Origin of the sequence: Anaerobacillus alkaliphilus, assembly GCF_004116265.1 — a bacterium.
Classification (GTDB): Bacteria; Bacillota; Bacilli; order Bacillales; family Anaerobacillaceae; genus Anaerobacillus; species Anaerobacillus alkaliphilus.
In genome coordinates this window covers 616,098-642,390 of the sequence record NZ_QOUX01000001.1, presented here as the reverse complement: position 1 = coordinate 642,390, position 26,293 = coordinate 616,098, and the positions used below count along the sequence as shown (strand labels likewise).

33 protein-coding genes are annotated in these 26,293 nt (G+C 35.5%); 5 read left to right on the top strand and 28 right to left on the bottom strand.

The features are described from left to right. Positions 1-12: 12 nt before the first annotated feature. The 4 genes from DS745_RS03515 to DS745_RS03500 all read right to left on the bottom strand — a co-directional run bounded on the left by DS745_RS03515 (position 13) and on the right by DS745_RS03500 (position 3,131). Positions 13-240 (bottom strand): hypothetical protein, encoded by a 228-nt coding sequence (locus DS745_RS03515; RefSeq protein ID WP_129076809.1) that lies wholly within the window; start codon positions 238-240, stop codon positions 13-15. A 109-nt stretch (positions 241-349) separates the two neighbouring features. After that, positions 350-862: a hypothetical protein gene (locus DS745_RS03510; RefSeq protein WP_129076808.1), complete on the bottom strand. Its 513-nt coding sequence runs from the start codon at positions 860-862 to the stop codon at positions 350-352. Positions 863-1,195: 333 nt separating this feature from the next. Next, positions 1,196-1,639, bottom strand: a complete 444-nt coding sequence (locus DS745_RS03505; RefSeq protein ID WP_129076807.1) for a hypothetical protein — start codon at positions 1,637-1,639, stop codon at positions 1,196-1,198. Positions 1,640-2,009: 370 nt separating this feature from the next. Next, entirely contained in the window at positions 2,010-3,131 is a 1,122-nt protein-coding gene (locus DS745_RS03500) for a DUF2812 domain-containing protein (protein WP_129076806.1), read from the bottom strand. Positions 3,132-3,482: 351 nt separating this feature from the next. On the opposite strand from DS745_RS03500, the gene DS745_RS03495 reads away from it, so the two are divergent. After that, complete coding sequence (locus tag DS745_RS03495; RefSeq protein ID WP_129076805.1) at positions 3,483-4,007, top strand: hypothetical protein; 525 nt, start codon at positions 3,483-3,485, stop codon at positions 4,005-4,007. A gap of 136 nt (positions 4,008-4,143) precedes the next feature. Next, positions 4,144-4,434, top strand: a complete 291-nt coding sequence (locus DS745_RS03490) for an RNA polymerase alpha subunit C-terminal domain-containing protein (RefSeq protein WP_129076804.1) — start codon at positions 4,144-4,146, stop codon at positions 4,432-4,434. A 92-nt stretch (positions 4,435-4,526) separates the two neighbouring features. Here the strand turns inward: DS745_RS03490 and DS745_RS03485 are convergent, their stop codons facing one another. Both DS745_RS03485 and DS745_RS03480 read right to left on the bottom strand, forming a co-directional pair. Next, positions 4,527-5,003: an NUDIX hydrolase gene (locus tag DS745_RS03485; RefSeq protein WP_129076803.1), complete on the bottom strand. Its 477-nt coding sequence runs from the start codon at positions 5,001-5,003 to the stop codon at positions 4,527-4,529. Further along, positions 5,003-5,494 carry a GNAT family N-acetyltransferase gene (locus DS745_RS03480; protein ID WP_129076802.1) on the bottom strand — a complete coding sequence of 164 codons (492 nt, stop codon included), beginning with the start codon at positions 5,492-5,494 and terminating at the stop codon, positions 5,003-5,005. The genes DS745_RS03485 and DS745_RS03480 overlap by 1 nt, the downstream gene beginning before the upstream one ends. A gap of 158 nt (positions 5,495-5,652) precedes the next feature. On the opposite strand from DS745_RS03480, the gene DS745_RS03475 reads away from it, so the two are divergent. Continuing rightward, positions 5,653-6,063 (top strand): DUF3888 domain-containing protein, encoded by a 411-nt coding sequence (locus DS745_RS03475; protein WP_129076801.1) that lies wholly within the window; start codon positions 5,653-5,655, stop codon positions 6,061-6,063. Between the two features lie 77 nt (positions 6,064-6,140). Here the strand turns inward: DS745_RS03475 and DS745_RS03470 are convergent, their stop codons facing one another. The 3 genes from DS745_RS03470 to DS745_RS03460 form a co-directional block, all read right to left on the bottom strand. Then, complete coding sequence (locus DS745_RS03470) at positions 6,141-6,554, bottom strand: hypothetical protein (RefSeq protein WP_129076800.1); 414 nt, start codon at positions 6,552-6,554, stop codon at positions 6,141-6,143. A gap of 304 nt (positions 6,555-6,858) precedes the next feature. Then, positions 6,859-7,290 (bottom strand): hypothetical protein, encoded by a 432-nt coding sequence (locus tag DS745_RS03465; RefSeq protein ID WP_129076799.1) that lies wholly within the window; start codon positions 7,288-7,290, stop codon positions 6,859-6,861. Positions 7,291-7,425: 135 nt separating this feature from the next. Continuing rightward, positions 7,426-9,147, bottom strand: coding sequence for a methyl-accepting chemotaxis protein (locus DS745_RS03460; RefSeq protein WP_129076798.1), 1,722 nt, complete (start codon positions 9,145-9,147; stop codon positions 7,426-7,428). Between the two features lie 424 nt (positions 9,148-9,571). Here DS745_RS03460 and DS745_RS03455 point away from each other — a divergent pair, with 424 nt between their 5' ends. Beyond that, positions 9,572-10,135 (top strand): CBO0543 family protein, encoded by a 564-nt coding sequence (locus tag DS745_RS03455; RefSeq protein ID WP_129076797.1) that lies wholly within the window; start codon positions 9,572-9,574, stop codon positions 10,133-10,135. A 169-nt stretch (positions 10,136-10,304) separates the two neighbouring features. Here the strand turns inward: DS745_RS03455 and DS745_RS24485 are convergent, their stop codons facing one another. The 11 genes from DS745_RS24485 to DS745_RS03400 all read right to left on the bottom strand — a co-directional run bounded on the left by DS745_RS24485 (position 10,305) and on the right by DS745_RS03400 (position 21,740). Next, complete coding sequence (locus tag DS745_RS24485) at positions 10,305-10,472, bottom strand: hypothetical protein (protein WP_161568161.1); 168 nt, start codon at positions 10,470-10,472, stop codon at positions 10,305-10,307. Positions 10,473-10,666: 194 nt separating this feature from the next. Beyond that, positions 10,667-11,269 (bottom strand): hypothetical protein, encoded by a 603-nt coding sequence (locus DS745_RS03450; RefSeq protein ID WP_129076796.1) that lies wholly within the window; start codon positions 11,267-11,269, stop codon positions 10,667-10,669. Positions 11,270-11,377: 108 nt separating this feature from the next. Further along, positions 11,378-11,638: a hypothetical protein gene (locus DS745_RS03445; RefSeq protein WP_129076795.1), complete on the bottom strand. Its 261-nt coding sequence runs from the start codon at positions 11,636-11,638 to the stop codon at positions 11,378-11,380. Between the two features lie 93 nt (positions 11,639-11,731). Further along, complete coding sequence (locus tag DS745_RS03440) at positions 11,732-12,235, bottom strand: hypothetical protein (protein ID WP_129076794.1); 504 nt, start codon at positions 12,233-12,235, stop codon at positions 11,732-11,734. 394 nt (positions 12,236-12,629) lie between these two features. After that, on the bottom strand, positions 12,630-13,757 hold the full coding sequence (gene ald, locus DS745_RS03435; RefSeq protein WP_129076793.1) for an alanine dehydrogenase: 1,128 nt from the start codon (positions 13,755-13,757) through the stop codon (positions 12,630-12,632). 1,416 nt (positions 13,758-15,173) lie between these two features. Then, positions 15,174-16,529: an aspartate aminotransferase family protein gene (locus tag DS745_RS03430; protein WP_129076792.1), complete on the bottom strand. Its 1,356-nt coding sequence runs from the start codon at positions 16,527-16,529 to the stop codon at positions 15,174-15,176. Positions 16,530-16,555: 26 nt separating this feature from the next. Then, positions 16,556-18,022, bottom strand: a complete 1,467-nt coding sequence (locus tag DS745_RS03425; RefSeq protein WP_129076791.1) for a CoA-acylating methylmalonate-semialdehyde dehydrogenase — start codon at positions 18,020-18,022, stop codon at positions 16,556-16,558. A gap of 202 nt (positions 18,023-18,224) precedes the next feature. Then, positions 18,225-19,802, bottom strand: coding sequence for a PucR family transcriptional regulator (locus DS745_RS03420; RefSeq protein WP_129077034.1), 1,578 nt, complete (start codon positions 19,800-19,802; stop codon positions 18,225-18,227). Between the two features lie 920 nt (positions 19,803-20,722). After that, a complete protein-coding gene (locus tag DS745_RS03410) occupies positions 20,723-20,983 on the bottom strand; it encodes a hypothetical protein (protein ID WP_129076790.1) in 261 nt (86 codons plus the stop codon). 140 nt (positions 20,984-21,123) lie between these two features. Further along, positions 21,124-21,519 carry a hypothetical protein gene (locus DS745_RS03405; RefSeq protein ID WP_129076789.1) on the bottom strand — a complete coding sequence of 132 codons (396 nt, stop codon included), beginning with the start codon at positions 21,517-21,519 and terminating at the stop codon, positions 21,124-21,126. Further along, a complete protein-coding gene (locus tag DS745_RS03400) occupies positions 21,516-21,740 on the bottom strand; it encodes a hypothetical protein (protein WP_129076788.1) in 225 nt (74 codons plus the stop codon). Before DS745_RS03400 ends, DS745_RS03405 begins: the two co-directional genes overlap by 4 nt. A gap of 161 nt (positions 21,741-21,901) precedes the next feature. Here DS745_RS03400 and DS745_RS03395 point away from each other — a divergent pair, with 161 nt between their 5' ends. Further along, positions 21,902-22,153 (top strand): AbrB/MazE/SpoVT family DNA-binding domain-containing protein, encoded by a 252-nt coding sequence (locus DS745_RS03395; RefSeq protein WP_129076787.1) that lies wholly within the window; start codon positions 21,902-21,904, stop codon positions 22,151-22,153. 237 nt (positions 22,154-22,390) lie between these two features. Here DS745_RS03395 and DS745_RS03385 read toward each other — a convergent pair whose 3' ends face one another. The 8 genes from DS745_RS03385 to DS745_RS03350 form a co-directional block, all read right to left on the bottom strand. Beyond that, positions 22,391-22,666 carry a hypothetical protein gene (locus DS745_RS03385; protein WP_129076786.1) on the bottom strand — a complete coding sequence of 92 codons (276 nt, stop codon included), beginning with the start codon at positions 22,664-22,666 and terminating at the stop codon, positions 22,391-22,393. Positions 22,667-22,990: 324 nt separating this feature from the next. Further along, positions 22,991-23,170: a hypothetical protein gene (locus DS745_RS03380; RefSeq protein ID WP_129076785.1), complete on the bottom strand. Its 180-nt coding sequence runs from the start codon at positions 23,168-23,170 to the stop codon at positions 22,991-22,993. A 503-nt stretch (positions 23,171-23,673) separates the two neighbouring features. Beyond that, on the bottom strand, positions 23,674-24,114 hold the full coding sequence (locus DS745_RS03375; protein WP_129076784.1) for a HEAT repeat domain-containing protein: 441 nt from the start codon (positions 24,112-24,114) through the stop codon (positions 23,674-23,676). 88 nt (positions 24,115-24,202) lie between these two features. After that, positions 24,203-24,769 (bottom strand): GNAT family N-acetyltransferase, encoded by a 567-nt coding sequence (locus DS745_RS03370; protein WP_129076783.1) that lies wholly within the window; start codon positions 24,767-24,769, stop codon positions 24,203-24,205. 154 nt (positions 24,770-24,923) lie between these two features. Continuing rightward, complete coding sequence (locus tag DS745_RS03365; protein ID WP_129076782.1) at positions 24,924-25,118, bottom strand: hypothetical protein; 195 nt, start codon at positions 25,116-25,118, stop codon at positions 24,924-24,926. Positions 25,119-25,276: 158 nt separating this feature from the next. Continuing rightward, positions 25,277-25,663 (bottom strand): retropepsin-like aspartic protease, encoded by a 387-nt coding sequence (locus tag DS745_RS03360; protein WP_129076781.1) that lies wholly within the window; start codon positions 25,661-25,663, stop codon positions 25,277-25,279. Then, positions 25,660-25,917 carry a hypothetical protein gene (locus DS745_RS03355; RefSeq protein WP_129076780.1) on the bottom strand — a complete coding sequence of 86 codons (258 nt, stop codon included), beginning with the start codon at positions 25,915-25,917 and terminating at the stop codon, positions 25,660-25,662. Before DS745_RS03355 ends, DS745_RS03360 begins: the two co-directional genes overlap by 4 nt. A 110-nt stretch (positions 25,918-26,027) precedes the next feature. Then, positions 26,028-26,216, bottom strand: a complete 189-nt coding sequence (locus DS745_RS03350; RefSeq protein ID WP_129076779.1) for a hypothetical protein — start codon at positions 26,214-26,216, stop codon at positions 26,028-26,030. Positions 26,217-26,293: the final 77 nt, after the last annotated feature.

The window sequence follows — 26,293 nt, the reverse complement described above, 5'->3', positions numbered from 1 at the left end:
GCTTTTCCTAACTTAATCGCACTCTCTGCTCTGTCTTTCTTGTCTAAAAAGCCTGTAGTGTCTAAATCCTAATATTCCACCTAAAAATCCTGTTATCACCAAAGCTACGCCTATTAAAATATCAATCAATCCTTGAACATTATATAAGCGTTCTACACCCCTAAATCCAATTAATATTGCAACAATACTTATACAAAAAATCCAAGTTGGGTCTTCTGGTAGCTTACTTTTCTTACTCATTGATTTTCCGATCTCCTCATTTTTCACCGTATAAATTTAAATCCTATTTTTAAAATTCTACTCTGCGAAATATATCCTTTAACAATTTTTAGCAGGTATAACAAACCTACTATTTTCCATAAAGATTTAATTTCTTAACTAGTTCATGAATGTTGTTATGGTATTCTTCCGTAGTCCAGTCTGTTAAAGGACGTTCTTTAAACCATTCTCCTTCATAACGCGTTAAAGTATTTCGTATGAGCGCTAGATCACTGATCATAGTGTTATATTCTTCATCAGAAAGAACAATGTCGGTTAGTAACCATTCCTTAGTTCTACTCTTATAAAAATCTAAGATGTCCTTTACCTCCTCATGCGGCAATCCTAACGCAGCCATTAATGGTAAATTAGACACCGATGTACTATGTAAATCAGCGTACATTAGTAATAAATGTTCTTTTCCTCTACCTTCTTTTGCATTTGTAAGATTAGCATAATAAGTACCCAATCCAAACTCGAATGAAGCATATAAGTTATTTAATCGATGCTCTGCTACACTTTCTTTCTGATTGTACATAAACAGTAATCCTAGATTTGTAATTATGGAAACTATCAAGGCTACTTTCATTAATTTGCTTCGCATAACTTCACTCTCAATTCCTCGTAGATAAAAGATTTTTCACGCACTTAGCACATTTTATTGCCAAGACGATTTGTTCACCATCTCTATATTAACATTTTTTTCCTTTTAACTGTTACAATAAAATAAAAAAGCCCTAATTCTCTTTGGAATTAAGGGCAACTGGAAGTCAGGGTAAACGATAAGAAGAGCAATTATAATTAACACAGACTATTTTCTAAACACTAAGCAGGTGAGATAAAAATCGAATACCTCTGATGGTAGTTTCAGTAAATCACACTGCTTTTAAGTAGAACTCTGTATCTCAATCGCTTGCTTAAAATATGACTACTACTTTTACACTTTCTTTTTAATGAAAAAAATACCAATAAATGTAATTAGAAATAGCACTAGAAAGACTTGAACAGGTAAACCTCGGTCATCTCCTTTATATGTGTCTTTAGCTTCCCTAATCGCTTTTTTATACATACCATTTTTCTCTTGTATTGCTATTGCTTCATCTGTACTTACACCTTTGATAGAATAATATTTAGTCCCTTTTTTGTAAGCATTGGAAAAATTCCCTGAGAGCCGTTCCATATCTGAATACTTAGTGACTTTACCAATCTTCCTATCTATTTCCGTTACATACTCATCAGTTACTACGTAAATATAGCCATCCCAAACAACAAAGGGATACGCCCAAGACGTTGCTAGGGATTTGTTTGGTAGTATAAAAGATGTAATTAAAAAAGCTACAAATACGATTGAAAATAAGTATCTAAACTTCATACGATTCATCTCCTCGATCCTCCAATTTACACATAGTAACCCGTTTTAGTTAGGATGCTTGCTTTGTTTAAATCTTTTCTTATGGATATTATATAGATGAATAAAATCGTGATCGACTCTGATCTCCTTTACCCTCTTTTTATAAGGCTCTTTTCGTATACATTGTGGCTTTTCTATCCTAAAATTATCGAAAAAATACCCTAGATGAAGATATCAGCCAATAAATTATGTAAGAAAAGAGCTTTACTTACTAAATTAGTGGTGAATTCTTAGTAATTTGTGTAAAAATCCGGCTTTTGGGATTTTTACGAAAGCAACAAACTTTGCGAAAACAGCCTTTTAAAAATACATGGATAATTATCTGTGCCTGTTTAAACAATTAATTTTTTATCGAATACTGAATCAAAGTATCGACCGTCTCAATCCCCCAGTAGTCTACAATAAACACATTTTTTCCTACCCTAGCGATAAATGATGTGAAATTTTCCTCCTCGATGGTCCATAACTCATCAATGGAGGGATTAGTCTTACGTTCGAATGTTCCTAGATGCTGCTTTTCTTGCACCATTATCAATACCAATAGTTTTGCAATGCTCTCAAAACCCACCTCGTAACGCTTTGCCCAAATCGTAGGATTGTATACTGGATCCTTACCAATTTCAACACTTTGACGTACTGAAATTTGATTAGGAACGAAAAAGCTTCCATCTTCCCTAAAAGATAGTTCACGCCATTTACCATTTCTAACATTCTCATAATTTTCACCTTCTAGGATTTCACCTAACATTACAATCTTCAGCTCATCATCCTGGAACATAATATAAGGATTGGAGTTAGATAGCTCAAGTAAGCCCATAATTGTCATTGCAGCAGCTAGCAAAAATAATAGTGCCTTCCTTACTTTCATTTGATATAGCTTCATTTTTGTTATTCTGCCTATACGAGTCTGATATCCGTCTTCTAATTTTTTTCTCAAATTCGCAAGGTAAAATACCCCTATATACATTTTCAACAAGAAGTAGCCAAGAACGAATATCGAAATTAGTGTTACAATTACGGAATCATAAAGCAGTACAACAGTAAAATTATTTTTTAAGATATTTAGATACAACCAACTTGATAAAGCTAAAAGAAAAGTGGCTCCTAATGTTTTTAATAAATGGCTTCTTTGTATGATCTTTAATGATCGGGCATGTTCCGAGCCGTCAGTATAGATCTCTTTTGCTTCCACATATTCTTTTTCTCGAAAAATATGAATGGAACCGATGGAGTCAATATATTGCCAGCCTAACTGTTCGTTTGCATCAAGCTTGTTTTGTCCTTTAAGATCATTGATAGGAAACGTATCAATACGATACCTGGTCTTCGTCACATTCCCTTTTTCAAATATGGCTTGCCCTCCCTTAACTTCTGTAAGATGCCAGCCTTGTTCACCCATATACGAAAACAATGAACCTAGTCTTTCTAAGTTCCACGTGTCAAACAACATCATTTTCTTCATTTACTAATCTCCTACATTGTCTTTAGATGTTTACTACCCTATTTTTAGTTTAACATCATTTTCCAATTAATAGGTAAAAATAAATTAGTAACTATTGCAACCGAAGTTACATTCTACGTACCAATTTGCAAAGAACCTCAATAAATTTAAACTAAATTACGGAAGTATTCAAATGAGTATCTTAAGGTTTGGTGGAATTTTATGTTAAAATATATACAAGGACATTGTATTTTTTTTAAAACGCCAACTAAAGAAGTAGGTTTGTTCAGTAAGAAGTAACCTTTCCTCATCTTTTCCCGTCTAATAAAATGGTACGGTTGAGCTATTTGTTATAAAATGGGAGGCTATTAAATGAAAAGTAAATCACTTCTGTCCGTTGTATTGTTAATCTTACTTGGTAACGGCTTGGTTGGGTGTTTTAACTCCAATGTTGATCAAGGTCTAATAGTACCAAGTGAACTACTAACGACTGAAAAATCATTCCCAAATGACTTCTTCGAGATAGCAGAACAAGGTTTTATCGTTAGCAAAGTTACAACTCAAAGTGATTTCAATAAACAGTGGGAATTTTTCGGATTAAGTGATAATCCAGCACAAATTGATTGGAAAAATCACGTGGTGATCTTTCTTGGAACTGGCGAATCTGGGACATGTCCAATGGAGTTTCAATTTGTTGATCTAAACGAAGAAAAAACAAAAATGACTATTCATTTAAAAGAAAAATCAAAAGGTGCTTGTACAGATGATTTCACCCCTAGAACCATCGTATTATCTGTTAACGCTAAAGAAATTTCGAACGTATCACTTGTAGAAATAAATAGATCCGGAGGTAGTAATCTTATTAATCCTGTTCTTGAGTTTCTTGAGAGCAAATAATGAAATAAGTACACCAAGAGAGATATAGTGAAACAAAAGCAGTAGCGCCTTCGTGAAGTACAGAAATCGAATTGTACATCAGAAACATACAGAGCTTTTATTTTATAACTATTACAATTTATTAGGAGGCGTTATTTTGAAAACTGAAAAAAGTTTAAAGGTATGTGAAAAAGGACATAAGTATTACAAAAGTAGTGAATGTCCAAGTTGCCCTACCTGTGATAAAGAAACCAAACCTGTAAGCGGATTCCTTTCGAAACTGAGTTCACCTGCTAGAAATGCACTGGTTCACGAAGGAATTGATACTTTGCAATTACTATCAAAGTACACCGAAAAAGAAATTTTAAAGATCCATGGTATTGGGCCAGCTTCCTTACCAATTATGAGAACTTCATTAGAAGAAGAAGGTTTATCATTTAAAGAATAAAAACAGGATCCCAAGGAATTCCTGTTAGCTTCTTCTTCGATGTTTTCTCCATTAAAAACGAACCTGTTAATGCAACTCACACTACTTATATTTCACTCTGATAATTCCCATTTGGTAGGTAATTGCTCGTTATACATTTTTATTGAGTGACTATTCCCATCTAATAAGTTATCAATTATTTGTCTTATCGCACCGTGTTCTCGTAAGTCTTCATCTTCATACGTAAGAAGGTCTTTTAATCTTATCCATTTGTAACCTGTAATTTCATCTTCCTCGAGGTTTACGGAACCTCCAGTAACCTCTCCTGTGAAATGAAACATAATAACCTGATCATTTGTACCACTGATAAAATTGTATACACCAGTCGTTCCAGTCAGTTTTACGTCCAACCCTGTTTCTTCCTTCACTTCCCTCCGAGCTGAATAAAGAATGTCCTCACCATATTCAATCCGCCCACTCGGAAAATTCCATTTGCCAACGGCTTTAGGTTTATTCTCTTTAATAATCAAGACCTTATCATTATTAAAGATTGTTACACTTACTACTAAAACAATTGAATTTTGCGACACTATTTCTCCTCGTTTCTCACTGTCTTTTCAAGTTCTATCTCGTCTCTAATCGGGATACCATCATAACCAACCAAAGGGATCTCTGGCTTTAACTTTCTTGCTTTCTCAACAGCGTTCTTATAGACATTTGCTATGCAATAGCCTCGTTTTTGATAGAATTTCATTGCCAACAAGTTGTCATTCGTAGTAATAAGTTTAACTTTTTTACATCTATTCTCTAATGCAATACTCTCTACCGCCTGTAATAGGGAACTCCCTATTCCTTGCTTTTCTACAATACTATCTAATGAAATGATTTCACACTCATCATTAGATATGATGTATGTAATTAAACCAATTATTTCGGTCTCTTTATTTAAAATAACAAACCCATTTAACTTAGAACAATCGTATATACCTGATGAAATCACCATCTCAGTACTTCCCCAATGCTCTTTGAAAAAATCAGAAACTTTCACTTGGGATATCTCACTTATTTTTAGAATTTCCATAAATACCTCCTAAACTATACTGGAATTTGCGCTCCCCTTCTAACTAATACCACTAATATACCATGTGATTTTATCCAAATACATATTTTTCCGATTAGTACTTTTCAAATTGAATACAACATATACAATTATGAACAAGCCTCAAAAGGAGGATGAAAATGAAGTGGAGAATATTAATAGTTAGTTTGGTTGTCGTAATCATTTTTGGATGGTATGTATGGAGTAGCGAACGAACTAAAACAAGGTTGGCTCAAGAAATTGTTTTTCTAGAACAACATACGGAGCTATTTAATGAACATTTCCCTGAATTTTTATGGGAGTTATTCTCGGAACCCATTTTAACTACAATCAGTCAGCAATACAGCTTGAATGAGAATTATGGATTTAAAGTTGATGCAAACAAACATATTAAATTAACACGTAATTGGGATCATAATTCGGGGTTTATCGTGCAGTTTTATATTGTTGCTCATGATACGAAAAGGGATTTAGGCTACGATATAGTGACGTTCAGACTTAAAAATAATAATAAAATACACTTAATAGAGTATAAGAAAAACGGTTGGTGAATGATCAAAAGGAGCTGCTAAACGCAACTCCTTTTAGGACTGACCATTCTGCCCAAAAATTTCAATTGGGTTTTGGTTCATTCTCTTGATAAAATCAACCTTTCTTCATAATCCAGCCATTCACCAATAATGAAGGTCGTCTCTTTAAGATTTTCCTTATACCTACAACCGCCGCATTCGACTCTCTCACTATGATAAACATTCCCATCCTTTAGTGAGAAATTTCCACTAATTACCCCGTCCTTATCACCTATTGTATACCGCAGAGGAATAATATTTTTTAGTTCATTGTCATTCCCTTTGTACCTAATTTTCGTTTCATATTCTACTTCAGTTCCAACGAGGTATATCTTGTGTTCCACAGACCAATTTTGATTTTCACCTTTATAGGTCATTGAACTAGTTAATAGATTTGTTTCCTCAGCAGTTGTAATACTAGGACTTAGAATAAAAACCAATAATAGGATACTTAAAAATTTTAATTTTATCATTGTAATAATTCTCCATCTTTTTTTCTTATATTTAGCATCGTATTAAAAAATATTCCTCTTTTGGCTCAATCCCAGTCCCCCTATTTATTCAAATCAATTACCCCTTTTGAAAATTCGAGATAATTATCAAGATAATACCGAATACAATCGCTGGGATAGATAACATTTCGAATATTTCCGGTGCATCTTATATGACCCCAAAGCCTTCATTAAACGAAATGACCAAGGATAAATAACAGAAATCCCACCCAAAACAAAACTCCCCTACTTTTGTACGATGTTTCATCACTCCCTCCAAATTTCCTTACCCCTTTCGACAACCAATCAAAAAGCCTACAATAAAAGTAAGTAACATACATATATAACTTAGGATCATTACCGTTGAACTATGTATTGTATCAGAGAAAATTAATACCAATTTACTCCCACTCCAAATAAAAGGGAGCATGTAATATTGCGAGAAACTAGTGAAAGCTATATTTCTACTAAGATCATCCAAAATAACAAACTGCCAGATGAAAATAAGAAATGATAACAGCCATATGCTATTGCCTAACAAAATACTCTTGAATTTGCTGATAGCTAGCCTACCGAATTTCATTCCTACCCACAACCAGAAAACCCCAAAGATCAATTGAAACGCAAAGGGATGAATAAAGATTAAATTTCTGCTAGCGATGTACCCATAGATTAATGGAACAAAGATTAATAAGACTTCTAGTTTATAACGGCCCATGATCGCCCTCCCTCAATGAGATAAATTTTTCTTTCATAGATACTTAACCAAAAGTTTCCAGAGTACAAATTTATAGTATCATAAATTCCCAGCAAAAAGGAAAAAGGAGTATGAGTCACTCATACTCCTTTTCTCCTATACTTTAAATTTATCTGTGATACTCTTTAAATCTGCAGCCATTTTTGCTAGTGATTCTGCTGAAGCTTGTATTTCTTCACCAATCGCCACTTGCTCTTCAGTTGCAGCGCTTACCTCTTGAGTAGATGCAGCATTTAGTTCAGCTAATTCTTTTGTGTTCCGGATCGCTTCTGATAACGCATTGCTGTCCGTCATTTGTTTTGTCGCACTGTAAACAGCCTCTGTTTTCGTTGCAACATTCGTTACCGATGTTTGAATGAGGGAGAATTTTGTTCCTACTGAGTCAACTAACTCCCTACCTGTTGAAACCTCTTGTATTCCTTCTCTCATCGAATCCATAACCTCATGAATATCGCCTTCAATAATCTTAATTGAATTTTCGATTTCTTTTGCAGACTTTGCCGATTGTTCAGCTAATTTACGGACCTCATCAGCGACAACTGCAAACCCTTTTCCATGTTCACCAGCTCTAGCTGCTTCAATAGCAGCATTTAACGCTAATAGATTTGTCTGGTCAGCGATTGCTGTAATGAGATTTGCTACTTTAGAAATATTAGCAGACCGCTCACCTAAGTGATTGACAAGTTGTTCTAGGTTTCCTATTTTTCCCTCAATCACTTCCATTTGTTTTGTGGATTTGGTGATTTCCTTTGAACCGTCAGATGCTAAGTGAAGAGTTTCTTGTGCTAGTGCTGTCGTATTTTCAACACTGTGTAAAATTTCCATGATAATTTGATTAACTTCTTGTAGTACTTGATAACCGTTGCTAATTTCTTCTAACTGAGACTCTGAACCTTTGACTACTTCCTCAATGCTTGATGCAACTTGTTGTGTGGCAAGTGAAGATTGGCCAGTACTTGCTGTAAGGTCTTCTGCGGAATTGGCTAATTGCGAACTTGTTCTTCCTAATTGCTCCATGATTGTTCGTAAGGAATGAACCATTTGTTTACTAGATAAGGCAAGTACACCAATTTCATCTTTGTTTTTAACAAGTGGCTCAACTGTTAAATCTCCCTCTGCAATCTTCTTCAATTGACTAGAGACAGTCTGGATCGGTTTTGTTAGGTATTGCGCGAACACAACAATAATAATTGACGTTACTCCTAGCGCAAGTAATGCCGTTACGATTGTCGAAGTAAGCATCTCGGATTTCCTATTAAATTCCTCTATGTATGACCCTGAAGCTATGATTACGTCCCAATCTGGGTAGTAAGCTGTATACGTTATTTTGGGTTTTATTGAATTTGGTTGGTTAGGTAACGCCCAATCATATAGAAAGAAACCATCCCCTGATAGCGCCGCTTCAACTAATCCCTTCCCGACTAGCTTCCCATTAGGATCTGCCACATCCCATAAATTGCTCCCTTCTAATGAAGGGTGGCCCAATAGATTTGCTTCTTTATCTAAAATAAAGAGATAGCCACTTTCACCTATTTTTAGATCTGTAGGTAATGGTCTAGTTCCGTCCGCATTTTTTTCACCGAGGATTTGTAAGTTAATTTCCTCAATTCCTTGAGCGATCGTCAAATCTTTTTTCTCCACACGTTTGTTCACTTGTTCCATCATTCGTATAGTCAAATGAACATCATTTTGAAGCGAATCTTCTGTCAGACGATTTAGTCCATCTTCTGCAATTGAAAAACTAAAATACCCGAGCGTTAACATCGGGCCTAACACTAATAGAAAACATACCAAAATTAACTTCTTCCTAATACTCAAAATTCTTGCCTCCTAGTTTTGTAGATTTACCTAAGACAAATCTACTAATTTTCATAGCTGTCTACTTTAATTATCTAAATAGTACCAAAAATCAGTAGAAATTTCACCTAAATTAGACAATTGTAAGAAAATATTCCATGAATATAGTCGAAATATACTAAAAATAGCCGTTAAGCGGGCTGGTTTTTAATAAACGGAATCGTTTAATTGTATGTAGCTATCCAAAAGTTCCCCGTCAACGAAACTACATCTAGACACCTTCTACATTACGTTATAAAGCCCTGCACCATTGGAAAACATAGGGATTATATATAAAATTTACTTAAACACAGAAATAAAATTAACGAACCAGCTCGATGATGAATATTTAGGTCAATATTACCAAAAACTTTAGTGATAAAACTTTTACAGGAGTTGAAGCATTGTGGCTCAAAATCAATTAATAAATCAAACATTCGAGAAGCAAGAGGAATTAAGTACGATAATTAGTTCCTATTGGAGTCAATATTCCCATATGGGTACATGGCAATTTTGGGTCGTTACCTCTTTTTTAATTATTCCTTTAGTCATCCTTGTCTTTGCTGTAGATAGAAAAAGAATTTTTGAAGTTTTATTTTTTGGATTTGTGGTGCATATGCTTTGGACGTATGCGGCACTTGCCCTAACAAATCTCGGTTATTTTTCCTATAACTATTTTTCAACTCCAGTACTTCCTGCTAGTTTAAATATGACTGCCTCCGTACTTCCAGTAAGTTTTTTATTACTGTACCAATACTGCACTAATCATCAAAAGAATTTCTTTCTTTTTTTATTACTCTTATCTGCTGTCTTTGCATTCGGCTTTGGCAGTATAGAAATAAAGATGGGTTTTCTAGAATTAAGAGGCGGAATGAATCAATTGTATCTTTTTCTAGGTGATATTGTGATCGGTGTCCTTGCATACTTCTTAACGCAACTCATTAACAGATATAAAGTAGAACGATATTAATTATCCTGGAAATCCTTTCGACAAAAATCCTCTCGTTACCTGAAACGAGAGGACTCACTATCTTATCACAGAATTACATTTTTCACTCTACTCCTAACGAGCACAATTAAAACCTAGTAGCGATTAAATATCACCGCGTAATTGCCTTTCTAAAGCTTCAATAATTCCATCAATTGTATCTTTTTTCTACTTCTGATAATTCATGTGTTTCATACAAGCTCTGGGGTGTACTGATTATCTCTTCAAGGTCGTGATAACCTGCATGCTGAGCTAATAAATTGCTAATCCCTTTTTCAACATTATTTTCTAATTTACTTAATTTCTCTATACTTTCCATATTTCCAACCTATCAACGAAAAATTAGCCCAAGAGCTGAAATCCATAATCCATATTTAGTTCCTGTTGCTAATATGAATGCAATGCCAAATAAAGAAATTGAAATTCCCAGTAGTAACAACCGCAAAACGTTTTCCCTCCCAGATATAAAAAAAATTCACAGACCTGCTCTTTAGCTTTATAAGCCAATCTTTTTTATTTCCTACCTGTTCGTACAAGTATATTTGAATAATTGTCGTCAATAATTAGCATTGGTTCCTTTATAGACTGTAAGATGTCTTCTATGTCACCTAATTCATTTTCTTTTTCTTCACTAATTGTTCTAAAAACTGTAATAACGGCTTCCATTTTCTCTTTTTCTTCACTACTCATAGCATACGAATGATTTTCAAGAAACTTATTAGTCATACCAGATATAAATATATCAACACGAAATAAGCTATATTGTAGTAAACCCCAATCAGATGATGCGTCTCCCATATGTATGGGTGACATAGCAAATAAATCGGAATGGATGCTTCTACTTTCTCCGTTAACAATTCTCCAATTATTGTACAACTCGCTTTTCACTTCACTAATTTCTTCTTTTTCAATAGGCAAATGAACAAATTCCTCAAGCCTATTTGCTAAATTACTACCTTTAACTGATATGCTCCATAAACTGTCGTAATTTCTATCTATACTCTGATTAATATAGTGTCTGTACTCTAAATGGATATAAATACTGTAAATAATAAAAACTCCAATTAATAATATAAGAAATCTGTTTAGATACTTTTTCAAATTTACTTTATACATTTAATCCCCCCTTTGCTATTTTACTTCTTTAAGTATTCTGCTTCGTTAGCACCATAGCTGTGGTAACTGCTTGTTTTAAACTCATGCTTCCGTTCGTTGTATAAAACCTTAGTAAAAATAAAAAAATCCAAAAACGATACCTATTAATATAACTGCTTTAATCCAAATAGTCTTTCTACTAATTCCAACCTTTTCCTCTAACTGATAGATATATCGAATTAATATAAACATACCAACCATAATCAGAAAAAAACCTTTAAGGATTTCAACTACTTTAAGAAACTCAAAAGTACCAATAAAAACAAGAATTATACCAATAGCACCTAAAACCATATTAAAATATAAATTTCTATTATTACCTTCTTTCAAATAAACTCCTCCAATCTTTTACAAACCTGTTCTATAATTTAGGTAGCGACAGTTCTGTGTCGCTAAAGCATTCATTAGTTTAGTAAACTAATACTATTTCAAAGATGAAATTACTTTATGAATATCCTCTTCACTGAGCCCAACAGAATAAAATTCATACCGTGTGTACTCTTCAATCTCTAGGTTAGGTATATTCATAAAAAACTCATAAGAAATAGTATCACCATTTCTTCTAAACTGTCCTACAAAATCTCCTATTACTAACAATTCAGTATCAGGAGTCGTGCCATATGGATCTATACCTTTCTCAACATTTTTTATTATGTTTTCGGGATTTGGATTTGATCTTCGATTAGGTTGTTGACTAAACCTAAAGTATGTTTGAATATCTTCACTTTCATATCTTAACTCTAGAAACTCATCTTCTAAAGAGAGGGAAGACATAGATGATAAACCTAGACCATTTGGAAGATATTTAGGAACTAACACTTCGTAAGGTAATTCCTCCTGAGCCTTGTCAATAATATCTTCTTTGCTTGAACACCCCGCGAACATCAAAATAAGTATAGAAATAATACAATAATATGATTTCTTCATATTAACCACCTCTTTTAAAGTATCATCATAGGTAATTACAACATTTTACAGGAAGAAACTGAATTTTCTTTTATTATTAACCTGCTCGTTCGGTTAAGTACATTCCTTCACAAAACCATTAGTTTTCTCTATATTAATTTAACATAAAATACCAATGTCCTTGTGAGTTTTTTATTAAGGATTATAGTTTGTTATTCAAAATTAAAACTGGAAAAATATAATGATTAAACTGTGTGTAGATTTGAACCATTAATTGCGTATACAGTAAAGTACAATAATTAAGGTAGAATACCATATATTAATAAAGAATGCCTACCAAATTAACTAACAATTTGATAGGCAAATTTCTCTATATTTTACTTTTGTGCGATAGGTAACGGAAGGTTTATTTTTGTTATACCCCCATTGCTCCCAATATATCAATTGCATTTTTATATGGTAGATTATGAGCTAGGGCAACACCTTGGCAAGTAACGATTCCTCCAACAACATTTAAGCCTTTAAGTAAGGATTGATCATTTGCACATGCTTGTTTGTAACCTACATTGGCAATTTTTAGAGCATACGGTACTGTAACATTCGTCAAAGCTATCGTTGAAGTTCTCGGAACTGCACCCGGCATATTTCCAACAGCGTAATGAACAACACCATGTGCAACATAGGTAGGATTGGCATGGGTCGTGACATGATCAACTGTTTCAAAGATACCTCCTTGATCAATCGCCACATCAACAATGACTGACCCTTCTTCCATAAGGCGAACTGTTTCCTCGGTTACAAGTTTCGGTGCTTTTGCTCCTGGAATTAAGACTGCACCAATTACTAAATCTGACTCAGTACATGCTTGCGCAATCGTATACGAGTTTGACATTAAGGTTTGAATGGAATTTCCGAAAATGTCATCCAATTCTCTTAAACGATGTGGATTCACGTCAAAAATTGAAACGTCAGCTCCTAAACCAACAGCAATTTTTGCAGCATTCGTTCCTACAACTCCGCCACCGATAATCGTTACTCGGCCTCGCTTAACCCCAGGGACTCCACCAAGAAGGATCCCTTTTCCACCTCGTGATTTCTCTAAGTATTGAGCCCCGATCTGCGTGGCCATTCTTCCAGCTACCTCACTCATTGGTGTAAGTAGTGGTAATGAATTGTCGCTTAATTGAATAGTTTCATATGCTAGAGCTACAACTTTTCTACTGACCAAAGCTTCTGTGAGCTCTGGCTCCGCTGCCAAATGCAAATACGTAAACAAAATCAATCCTTCATGAAAATACTGATACTCTGAAGGCTGTGGTTCTTTTACCTTCATCACCATTTCACAGCCCCAAGCAGCTTCAGCGGTTTCTACAATAATTGCCCCCGCTTCCATATACAATTCATCAAAAAATCCTGAGCCTAGTCCTGCACCAGTTTCTACAAACACCTCATGGTCTGATTGAACAAAAAATTTTACGCCAACTGGTGTTAGCGCAACACGGTTTTCGTTGTTTTTTATCTCTTTTGGAATACCGATACGCATTTTAATTACCTCCTTTTAAGGAATGATGGTTGAAATATGTAACCTTTTTTATCAATTGTCATAGACGCATTTGCAGTCACTCGAGACCCTCTTTCAATCAATACCTCACTCTTGGTAACACAAGCCTCTATTACGTTTCCTTTCTTCCATCCTCAACTCTATTTAGGGCACGCAAGAACTCCTTACGTTACCTTTCCATCATCCTAAACTCGATTTTCGGCACGAAACAACTCCTTGCGTTACCTTTCCATCATCCTAAACTCGGTTTTGGGCACGCAAGAACTCCTTACGTTACCTTTTTTCCTTCCTCAACTCTTTTTTCGGCACGCAAGAACCTCTTGCGTTACCTTTCTTCCTTCCTCAACTCGGTTTTGGGCACGCAAGATCCCCTTGCGTTACCTTTCCATCAGCCTCAACTCGATTTTTGGCACGCAAGAACTCCTTGCGTTACCTTTCCATCATCCTCAACTCTTTTTTCGGCACGCAAGAACTCCTTGCGTTACCTTTCCATCATCCTAAACTCGGTTTTGGGCACGCAAGAACCTCTTGAGTTACCTTTCTTCCTCCCCCAACTCTATTTTGGGCACGCAAGAACTCCTTACGTTACCTTTTCATCATCCTAAACCCGGTTTTGGGCACGCAAGATCCCCTTGCGTTACCTTTCCATCACCCTCAACTCTATTTTGGGCACGCAAGAACCTCTTGCGTTACCTTTCCATCATCCTAAACTCGGTTTTGGGCACGCAAGAACCCCTTGCGTTACCTTTCCATCACCCTCAACTCTATTTTGGGCACGCAAGAACCTCTTGCGTTACCTTTCTTACACCCTCAACTCTTTTTTGGGCACGCAAGATCCCCTTGCGTTACCTTTCCATCACCCTCAACTCTTTTTTGGGCACGCAAGAACTCCTTGCGTTACCTTTCCATCAGCCTCAACTCTTTTTTGGGCACGCAAGAACCCCTTGCGTTACCTTTCCATCAGCCTCAACTCTATTTTGGGCACGCAAGAACCTCTTGCGTTACCTTTCCATCAGCCTCAGCTCTATTTTGGGCACGCAAGATCCCCTTGCGTTACCTTTCCATCACCCTCAACTCTTTTTTGGGCACGCAAGAACTCCTTACGTTACCTTTCTTACACCCTCAACTCTTTTTTGGGCACGCAAGAACTCCTTACGTTACCTTTCTTCCTTCCTCAACTCTTTTTTGGGCACGCAAGAACCCCTTGCGTTACCTTTCCATCAGCCTAAACTCTATTTTCGGCACGCAAGACCTTCTTGCCTCACCTTTCTTACTTCTCAACTCTATCCTGGGCACGCTACCAACCCCGAACCACCCTCAAAACAACCCCCATTAACTTAAAAGAAAGTACCTGTAACCCCTTTTCCTCGATTACAAGTACTTTCCGATCGACCGCTGCTACACTACATCTTGTAATGCATCTATTATTGTTCTTGTCATAAACTGCAAATCTTCTATTTCAATATTTAACGGCGGAGATAGGGTAAGCACGTTGTTAAACCCTGCAACGGTTGCCCCGTTTTTCCCGATGATTAACCCTCGTTCTTTACAGAAGCCTATAACTTTATTTACAATCGCCACATCAATCGGTTCTTTTGTCGCCTTGTCTTTAACCAACTCGATACCGATCAGCAACCCTTTCCCACGTACATCCCCTACAAAAGGGTGCTCAGATAAGAGACTACGTAAATCACTGAGTACCTGTGCTCCGAGTTCCTTTGAGCGCTCAAACAACTTTTCTTCTTCCATTATTTCAAGATTTTTCAGAGCCAAGGCACACGCTGCGGGGTTCCCGCCAAATGTGTTGATATGTCGGAAATAATCATATTCTTCTGTTCCTTGAAAAGCTTCATAGATTTCCCTACGAACCGCTGTCGCTGAAAGTGGTAAATAGGCACTTGTAATTCCTTTCGCCATTGTTATAATATCTGGCTTCACCCCATAGTTCATAAAACCAAAAGGCTCACCTGTACGGCCAAATCCACAAATGACCTCATCAACAATCATCAAAGCGCCATGCTTTTCACAAACCTCTTTGACAGCTTTCATATAACCTTCTGGCGGCATAATTACTCCGCCTCCAGTAATGATGGGTTCCATAATCACGCCAGCAATCGTCTCACTCAATTCCCAAGTCATGACGCGATCGATGTCTTTGACAGACTCTAGCTGATCCGGTGGACAATCAGGTCTATCATTTGATCGGTAGCTATCAGGGGGTGCTACATGAATAAAACCAGGTGCCAGCGGTTCATATTTATATTTTCGCTGGGCCTGACCAGTTGCTGCCAACGACCCCATCGAGTTTCCGTGATACGCCCTGTACCTAGAGATAAACTTATACCGGTGCGTATCTCCTTTTTGCTGGTGGTATTGCCTCGCTAGTTTAAACGCAGTTTCATTCGCTTCCGATCCACTATTTGAGAAAAAGATAACATAGTCATCGCCAAGCATTTCATTCAGTTTCTCAGCTAATTTGATGGCTGGCAAGTGACTTTGCGTCAGTGGAAAATAAGCCAGTTCCTTCAACTGTTGATAAGCTGCTTCAGCTAACTCCTCTCTCCCATACCCTACATTCACGCACCATAACCCTGACATTGCGTCCAAATACTTTTTCCCATTTATATCCGTGACCCACGCACCTTTGGCTGTTTTTACAACCATAGTTGCGACAGGATTGTAAGGCTTCATCGAATGCCAAAGATATTTTTCATCAGAAGTTAAGGCATCTTGTTGCTGATTTACCTCTTCCATTGAAACTCCTCCCTTCCCCAAGTGAATTAGAAATCATACCTCGAAGTGATCATTTTCTTACGAGTGAAGAAGTTAACTCCGTCTTTCCCGTTTACATGAAGGTCTCCGTAGAACGAATCCTTCCAGCCTGAAAATGGGAAGAACGCCATCGTTGCTGGAACTCCGACATTGACTCCTAGCATTCCTGCATCTGCTTCTTCACGGAACTTTCGAACGGCTTTGGCATCCTTTGTATAGATCGTCGCCCCGTTTCCGTAACGTGACTTACGAATGTACTCTAACCCTTCATCAAGATCTTCTGCCCGTAACAAACTTAATACTGGTGCAAAAATTTCATCCTTGGCAATCGTCATTTCAGGTGTGACGTGATCAAAGATCGTTGGTCCTAAGAACGTTCCACCCGTCATTTGATCTGCTTCCACTCGACCATCACGAATTAGAGAAGCCCCTTCTTCAATTCCTTTTTCAATGTATTCCAACACCTTAGAGCGGTGCGAGTCTCGAATGACCGGTGTTAGTAACACTTCATCATCCAAGCCGTTCCCGATAATTAACTCATCTGCTTTTTTCTTTAACGCCTGCACAAAATCTTCATTATTACCAACGACGACAACAGCACTACACGCCATACAACGTTGGCCAGCACTTCCGTACGCAGAACTTACAATGTGCTGAACCGCTTTATCCATGTCCGCATCTGGCATGACAATATGATGATTTTTCGCGCCTGATAATGCCTGAACGCGTTTTCCTTGTGCGGCTGATTTTTCATAAACGTATTTCGCCACTAGCTGCGAGCCGACGAACGAAATAGCTTTTACATCCTCATGCTCGATTAAACCATTCACAACATCGTGAGCACCATGAACAACATTAAGTACCCCTGGAGGCGCACCTGCTTGCGTAAACAACTCAACAAGCTTGTTGGCCAGTAACGGCGTGCGCTCAGATGGCTTCAACACAAATGTATTACCACAAGCAATCGCTAGCGGGAACATCCATAATGGAACCATCATCGGGAAGTTGAATGGTGTTATTCCTCCAACAACTCCTAAAGGATAGCGGAACATTTCTGAATCAATATCTTCAGCAATGCCAGAGAGCGTCTCGCCCATCATTAACGTCGGCGCACCTGCTGCAAATTCAACACACTCAATTCCCCGTTGCACTTCGCCAAATGCTTCGTTGTAGGCTTTGCCGTTTTCCTCAACAATTAATTTTGCCAGCTCTGCGTGACTATCTGAGAGTAATGTATGATATTTAAATAAAATTCGCGCCCGTTTTGGTACCGGAGTATTTTTCCATGTAGCAAACGCCTCTTTAGCTGCTTGAACCGCTAAGTCCACGTCCTCTTTTGATGATATTGGTACAGTCGCTAAGATCTCACCAGTTGCCGGGTTGGGTACCTCTAACGTTGCTTCCGTATTTGCCTCTATCCACTGTCCATTAATATAGTTTTTTAAGATCGTTGTATTTTTCTTTGTAACAGCCATGGAATACCTCCTGAGTTTTGTCTGAATTTTTAAACTATTATAGATATGACTTTATTATCGCTTATTTTGCAAGGGCTTTCACTAGACACAATGTAAAATAAGTTTCCTGTTTTGTTCCACACAATGAACAGTCCCACCAAGCATTCAAACAATCTATAATGTAAAAAAAGAAGACTTGCGCACAAAAGTTGTCTCAAGCCTTCTAAAGATCATAAATATGATACCTCGTATTATTTTTTTCAGTTGTCTGCAAATATTCATAGGCAACAATCATGAATTCAAGCGCTAGCCTTTTTTCCGAAATCATAAAGTCTTCTCCTAGAAGTTTCTCAATTTTTTCAATGCGATGGTAGAGAGTTTGCCTAACGACAAACAGTTTTTTCGCAGTTTCTTGTTTAGAACCTTGGCACGCCAAATACATTTTCAACGTTTCCATCAATCGGCCATTATACTTTTGATCATATTCTATCACTGGCGCTAAATACTCCATCACTACATCCGTTAGATCACTGTGCTTGTGTACTAATGAAATGATCCGATAAAGATGCAAATCTTCGTAAAAATAACTTTTATTCTTATCGCTCAAAATATCTTGTAGTCGCAATGCTTCTTTTGCCGTTTTGTAGCTAAGGTGCATGTCATTTACTCGATTGACATACTTTCCTACGCCAAATGAAAGTGAGGAAAGCTTTAATTTCGCATTAAAATCGACGTTTTCAATTCGCTTTAATCCTTCGTTAAGTCGATCGCGCCAGCCTTTTTTCGTACGTTTATTTCCTAGGATAAAAATAAGGTCATGCTTCCATTCCGTTGTAAACACATGAAAGCCATGTTGCTCCAAAATATTTCGGCAAAATAGTTTAAAGTAGGTACCATCCATATTACTAGATTTTGCACTAGAGTTCATTTTGCAAATACAGACAACCCCACCTTGCAGTTTTAGTTGCGGGTCCATATACGTTAAATGTTCACGGATCGCTTGCTCGCTATGGTTTCCCTCTAACCAATCGGTCATCCACGCCGATTCTTCAACTGTTTTCTTTTCTTCTACGTACAAATTTCGTAATAATAATTGCGCAAGTGCAGTGACAGTACGATCAATTATTAATAGATCAAATTCATTTAATTCTCTTTGCTTTGGCACAACAATTAACTCTGCATATTGCTGTCCTAAAATTTGTACCGGGTGACGGCTCATATTCGAACTATCACTAGCAATCAACGCTCGATACTCCTGTTGCTCACGTTCTATTAGGGGTGGGACGAATTGCATATCCTTCTCGTTAAACGTAGCTATCACTTGGAGATCAATATATTTTTGAAAGAAATGCAAAATTTCTTCATAATCTTCTATTTCTAATAGTTTTTTATTTAACTGTTGTGAGTAGTTTTCTAGATCTGAGATCATTTGATAGTGTTGGTTGATCAATAAGGAGTGAATGTCTTGTGTAATTGCGACAAATGGTACTTCTTGATGAAATATGATGATCGGAAATTGATGCTCGTTGGCTAGCTCAATTACTTCTTCAGGTATGTATGTAGCGTGGGTTCCTAACTCAATGCATAATCCTGCAGCATTGCATTCAATTAACTGCGTAAGGAAAGACAGAAATATTTCTTTATCATCTTTCCACCCTAGTCCAGTCGTTAAGATTAGTTCATGTCCATTAAGAAGCTTACGAATTTGAATAACTTCAACAACATGGACCCATTTAACAAACCGATGGAGCCCCGATTGTCCTGCAACAACCTCAACCGTTTCAAAATGTTTTCGCTTCATGATTTCTTCAATTGTTAAATAAGATTTCACTTCAAGCACCTCGCCCTTTGAGGAATGTAACTATTATAATATGAGAGAGTTGTCTCGTGGAGATTTTCGAGGAAACAAGTGCTATTATGCTAAAATCCAACAAGAAAATCTCAAGGCGCCCTAGGAAAAAGAATTCGCTTTTTCTTTGCGTATCAGGACAAGCTAAAAAAAGAAACTTGGATTCCTAACGGGTTCCGTTAACTATCGCAAAACTAGAATTTACACTATAAAATAGACTCCAAATTGTAATGCATTTTGCGGTGCAAATTGTAATTAATTTTTTCCATACAAACCCAAACTTCACCCAAAAACTCATACCACCTTGATCGGAGGCAATAGGTGATACATTGACGTAACTTTCGGAAGTCTATATATAGAAATTAGATAGTTGAATTTTGGTAATATCCTGTTTTAATCCTAAACTAACCTAAATAATTGAAGAAGCAACAGCTCTATTCCGCTATCGCTTCCGTTGAAAATAATTTAACATAAAAAGGACCCAATATCTAAATAATTATCAAAGGTCCCTTAGTTGTTTTTATTCATTTGTAGTTTTGACAAATCAATAATGTAGCCGGCTTTCATTAACAAATCTAAGCCTAGTAAACCATTGATATCGTCATATCCAAAATCATTAAAATCTAACTCCACTTCTTTTGCTGTAAAATCGCCAATTTGAATTAAGTCGACTCGTTTCCTAAAAGCGTGCTCTTTTCCACCAATTCCATAATAAGTGACAATTCTATCCTATAAATCTACTCCTAGACCAATTTCTTCTACAACATTCTGTGAAATAAGTGTTCTAGCTGCCCCTGTATCTACCACCATATTCAATTACTATGCTTTTTCCTTTGAACGTCAAACTAATATCAACTAAAAGTAATCCATATTTATATTTGATTTTCATTGTAGTCAAATCTCCTTAACCCAATATCTTGACGAATTTCAAGGACAATATTTTCATGTATTGTATGATAGACTAATTCATCACCTTTCGATTTCAATAATTCCTTGGTTGCAATATCATCTGGTACAGGTGATATCAAAGCCATATCATCTATAATCTCTTGCCCACCTTTAATATGAGAAGATAATGATTTTAATTTTACAAATTGATTAGGATATAACTTTCTAACTTCGGACCATTTCACTCCAAGCACCACCCTTCTATTTTTAATATTGTTCTAGCATCCACTTTCTGCATTTTATATATTTCATCCACACCTTTAGCTAAAAAAAGACAAGATTTCTCTAATGCATTCGTTTGTTTAATAATCAATATTAAGGAAACTTACTTAATACGCCCCTTTCCTCGCAACTGATATTCCTCTTGATTACTAATTTGCTCCAATTTATAGACATAACCAAATTCTTCATCTTCCCTGAATGATTTAAAGGAAACCATATATTCCTCGCCTTCTTCAATTAAGTTATAAACCATTGATTCTTTAATGAAAATTTTATAACGCTCACGATTCTCTTTTTTTTCATGAGCATTATATCCAATAATCCACATTTCAAAATATTGACCTGGCTCAATATAATGGTGTTTTTCTTCTACAATCATACCTCCCATGCCAATACTCTTTGTCATCTGGGAATTTTCAAAGAAGAGATAATAACTAATTATTAGAGCAAAAAACGATATTACTACCACCAAAAACCATTTATTCCCAATTAACTTCAAACACATTTCCCCCTCACTAAAATACCGATCGAATATTTTAACGAATTATCAGATAAACCATCAGACGAATGGAAGGAACTCTTCATTACTTGTAAGGTTTCAGAAAAATTCTGAATTAAATCATCATCAACTGAAATACATTTATATTCTTTTGGGGCATAGTAGCCATAATCTTCTAGGGTATTAAAATCATGGATAATGCCGAACTCATGGACAGGCATATATTATCAACCTTTCACATTATGAATTAATTAATGGTTAAAAAAACTAACAGATGCAGCTGCTACTCAACAGTAGCTCTCGTCAATACAATAAGATTTTTATCTAATCACTAAATTTGTTATAATCTTGTTATAACGATTATAACGGAGGTGCAAATTCATTGGAACAATTCGAAAGAAAAGTTACTAAAATTGGAAATAGTTACAGCATTACTATACCTACTGAGTTGCTTAGACAAGTTGGTTTAGCACAGGGTGATGATGTTCAAGTAGAAGTCAAAGATGGCAAAATTGACTTACGGAAAAAAGAGCAAATTACACTCCCAGAAGGTGTTGATGCTGAATTCATGGATATCTTAAATGAAGTAATTAAAGAACATGATAAAGCCTTTAAAGGGTTAGTGAGCAGATAATGGATGAAATCGTTTATCTAACAACGAACCAAGTAATTGCAATTAATACTGTTCAAATACGTTGTATTCACCAAATGAACCAGTTGGAGTAAAAGATGCAGGTTTACTTGACTCAGCCATTAATCGACCAAAACAATCTTTGTTTGGAAATGATGCCTAGTTCAGCTATTGCTTCCGTTAGTTTAATATTCTTCTATAATTTGTCCTCTATAAGTCATTTATCAAAGTGACATTATTTTATAAACGTCTTTGATTATTTATTTTAATGTCTAAATTTAATGTACGGTCTTTTACCTCGTTTATTTCCACTTCAATATTGTCTAAAATTTTACTAATAATATAGCTTATAAATAATAAAACACTTCCCGTTGACAACAGAAAATATAAACTAACATCACCTAAACCTACAAAGTATACATTAACGTTGGAATAAATAATATTAAATATGCCAATAATAAACAGTATTACACCTACTGCAAAAATTGCACCGCAATAATTCTTTGCTTTTTTCATTCTTTTCACCTCCACTCTTTTCATCGTTTTCTATAACATCAACCTTCTCTTTAGTTCCTCTTCAACTCTTTGCTTCAATAATTGAAGGAGCGACAGACCTGTTCTGCTATCGCATCCGCAATAAGAACCGAGCTTCTATTAACTGGTTTAGTGAGAAGTAAGTAAGATTAATTACTCCTTTTCATGGTCAATGGTTTTGAGTTTATAATGATTATCAAATAGTCTTTTATAGTATCTAATTGTATACTTTTCATTTTCATCGACAAGGCTCCAAGTTGTTGCAGGTACTACAACTTCAATTATGTAGTTAGGGTCATGTTCACTTCATAAAATGATATAATGTTTGTCGACTACTAAAATCTTTTCCTCTATCTTCATACTAACTGCTATTCCACGACTTCCAGTACGTTCATAGAAATAACTAACCCCGTACAAAATTGGCAATAAAATAACCACAAAGATTGCTAAATTAATGATGCTAATCTGCTTATTAATTTTTTTCACCTCTTTTATTCATCTCTCCAATAGCAACAGAAGAACCGCCTTATTGGCTCTCGCTTTCGTTAATTTAATATCATGTTGAAAAAACTAGTCAATACTAATATAAAAGTGTCACTGCTGATGTTTAAGCAAAGCTTACACGCTTAATAAAAGAATAATTATAACAATTATAGATTTATGTTTACCACTCATTCTTAACCCCTGAAACCATTGAGTAGCTATTAAGGAAATAATAAGTATAATTAATAAAATAATAACGCTAAATCCAAAGCTTCCAGATACATAGCTACTAATATATGTAAAAATATGCTTAAATAGTATTCTAATCACTCCAATGAAGAACATAACTAATAACAATTTTGTAAATAATTCTTTCAATCTCGACACCTCATCAATAAAGTTTTTCTCCCCTCATTACTTCCTGTTCAACAAACCAGCTTCATGAGTTATAAAGAAGGGTCACTGTTACTTGTTCCAGTAACGCACCCGTTAACGCAATAAGAAAGTTACAATTTTAATCCCTTTTTCCCTAAAGAAAAAGTAGCTCTTCTTCTGACATATTCCTCCTCATCATATAGAAATTTCTTTAAAAGTTTTTTTATTTCTTGACCGTTTTCTTTTATTTCTCCAAGCCCATAAGCTATTTGCCATCTTGTATCATGGTCTGGAAAGGAAACCGAGTGTTCTGCTATTGATAACAGTTGGTGCGGATTTTCTATTAAAGTATCAATAATTATTTCACATTCATTGTCCCTGGCTAAAATATACAAAAATTCATTTAGAAGTTCTGAACTCCATCTTTCAACAGCTATATTCTCTATTAACTGGCTAGCAAAATGATAAATTTTGTCCCAATGGAAATACTCAGTTTCCCATTCTCCGAATGATTGATCTGCTGTTATAGCCCAATCCCTAAATGTTTTAATCTCTAAGAGCAATTCGTACATGTTCAGCTTCACTCCATATTCTCATCGTTACTTTCATGCCCGATGCTACTTAAAGGTAAGCACCCGTTTGTTAAATAAGGGTAGGTTATTAGTTTCTTTGGAAATCTTTCTTTAGTAAAGAGTAAACAGCCATATCTCTAAACATACCCTTAATATAATATTCGTTTTTCATAACTCCTTCTAATGTCATTCCAAGCTTTTGTAAAACTCTTTGAGATTGAACATTCTCAACCATACAAGGTGCCTTTATTTTATTCAACTCCATACTGTCAAACCCAAATTGGATTACTTTATTTGCTGCTTCGGGAATTAAGCCCGATCCCCAATGTTCTTTAGATAAGATAAACCCTATTTCAGCACGATAATGTTGCGGGAACCAAGCAACAAAATCAATTGTTCCAATTACCTTTCTATTTTCCTTTAATTCAATAGCCCAAGGAGCTAGTTTACTTTCTTCGTATTGTTTTAGGATATAACTAATGAAATCCTTTGAATTTTCTACTGTTTTATGAGTTTCCCACGGAACAAATTTCGATACTTCTGGAACAGATGAGTATTGAAACATATCGTTAGCATCATTAAGTATAAATTTCCTTAATAGAATTCTTTCTGTTTCCAGAGTCGGTAAATCATAGAACACATCTGAAATCTTCATTTTTCTACCCCTTTACTATTTAATTTTCCGCAACTATTCTACTCATTTGTAAATAAATTCCACAGGAAAAGCGTTTATTCCTTCTTGAATAAACGCTTTCGTTAACACAATATGAACTTAGCTTCTATATAACTAGTTACCCAACAACTCTAAACTATAAAGCAAAAATACTTGCTATTGTAATTGTTCCAACAATATATACCAATGAAATAGTCATCCAAAATGTATGTTTTGTAGTCTCAGCTTCAGTATTAGCAGAGATTTTCCTAATAATTTCTACTAAATTTAAACAAAATATTATCGCTAATATCGGATTTAAAAAAATTGCAAAGTATAATAAAAGTTCCACAAGTTCCTCCTTTTAAACTTCTTTCATTTTCAGTTTCCTCGTTTGCACCACAACGGAAGCAGCGACAGTTCCTCAACTATTGCTTCCGTTTACTTTAAGTGTAACACTTCACATAGCCATAACTTCTATGAAAAAAAATATCCCCTTTAAAAGAGGACTTACTTTATGGATATATTGAACTGTTTCAAGTCAATAATAAGACCTACTTCCTTCATGAAATCAAAGCCTATAATACCATCAATCTCAAGGCCATAATCCATTGACCCTAATTCAACATGGAAGTTTTGAATTGTGATTTCATTGTTAATAGAGATTTGATCTATGTTTTTAGTATAAACAAACTCAAGTCCACCGACTCCTTGAATCGTTTGAGTTACATCATTAGCTTCTGGCTTTACTCCTATCACTTCAAGTTTGTTAACATTAAAAATTGTTCCAGCAGATCCAGTATCAATTAAAACATTTTCTAATTTTAAGCTCTGCCTTCGAAATGTAACTGTAGCTTCTATAAATGGTAATTCTGACAATTCTTTTATCTTAATCATATTTTTCTAAGTCCTGTCCATTTCTTCTCACGTATTTCGAGTTCTTCCCTAGATGTATGAAAGAAGTAAAGTTCACGATTAGACTTTTGTTTGTGTAATTCATTATGACGACGGAATGCGTCCATTGAATCGTCGAAACTATCTATTACCGCAATATCATCTACTATACGATAATTACTATCTGAGTGAGCTTCAATTGCTTCAAATACAACCCATTTATCTGGATATGCTTTTCGAACATCTTCCCATAACATTTTTACTCCCCCTTTGTGAAATAATTATATTTCTATTTTATCAAAAATATCTTTAAGATACCTCAAATTTCTTTAATCAAGAAAAGCTTATCGTTACTTTAATAGGGTTTTTATTTTTTATCCCTAATTTCTTCTAAAATTTCTATTACACGTTTGTTTTGTTCTTCAATAGATTTTAACTTTTTCTCAATAATACTCGATGAAAAAATATTATGTTCGTTGTTCTTTCTCAATTTCCCATCAATAGATAGACAAGTAATTGCTATTATAACAACTCCAATTGCTACAACAAATCCCATAATATCAACCTCTTTCAAAAAGTTATAAAAACAGTTAAAACTTCAATAATACTTACATCCTAATATCGCTTTTCTTT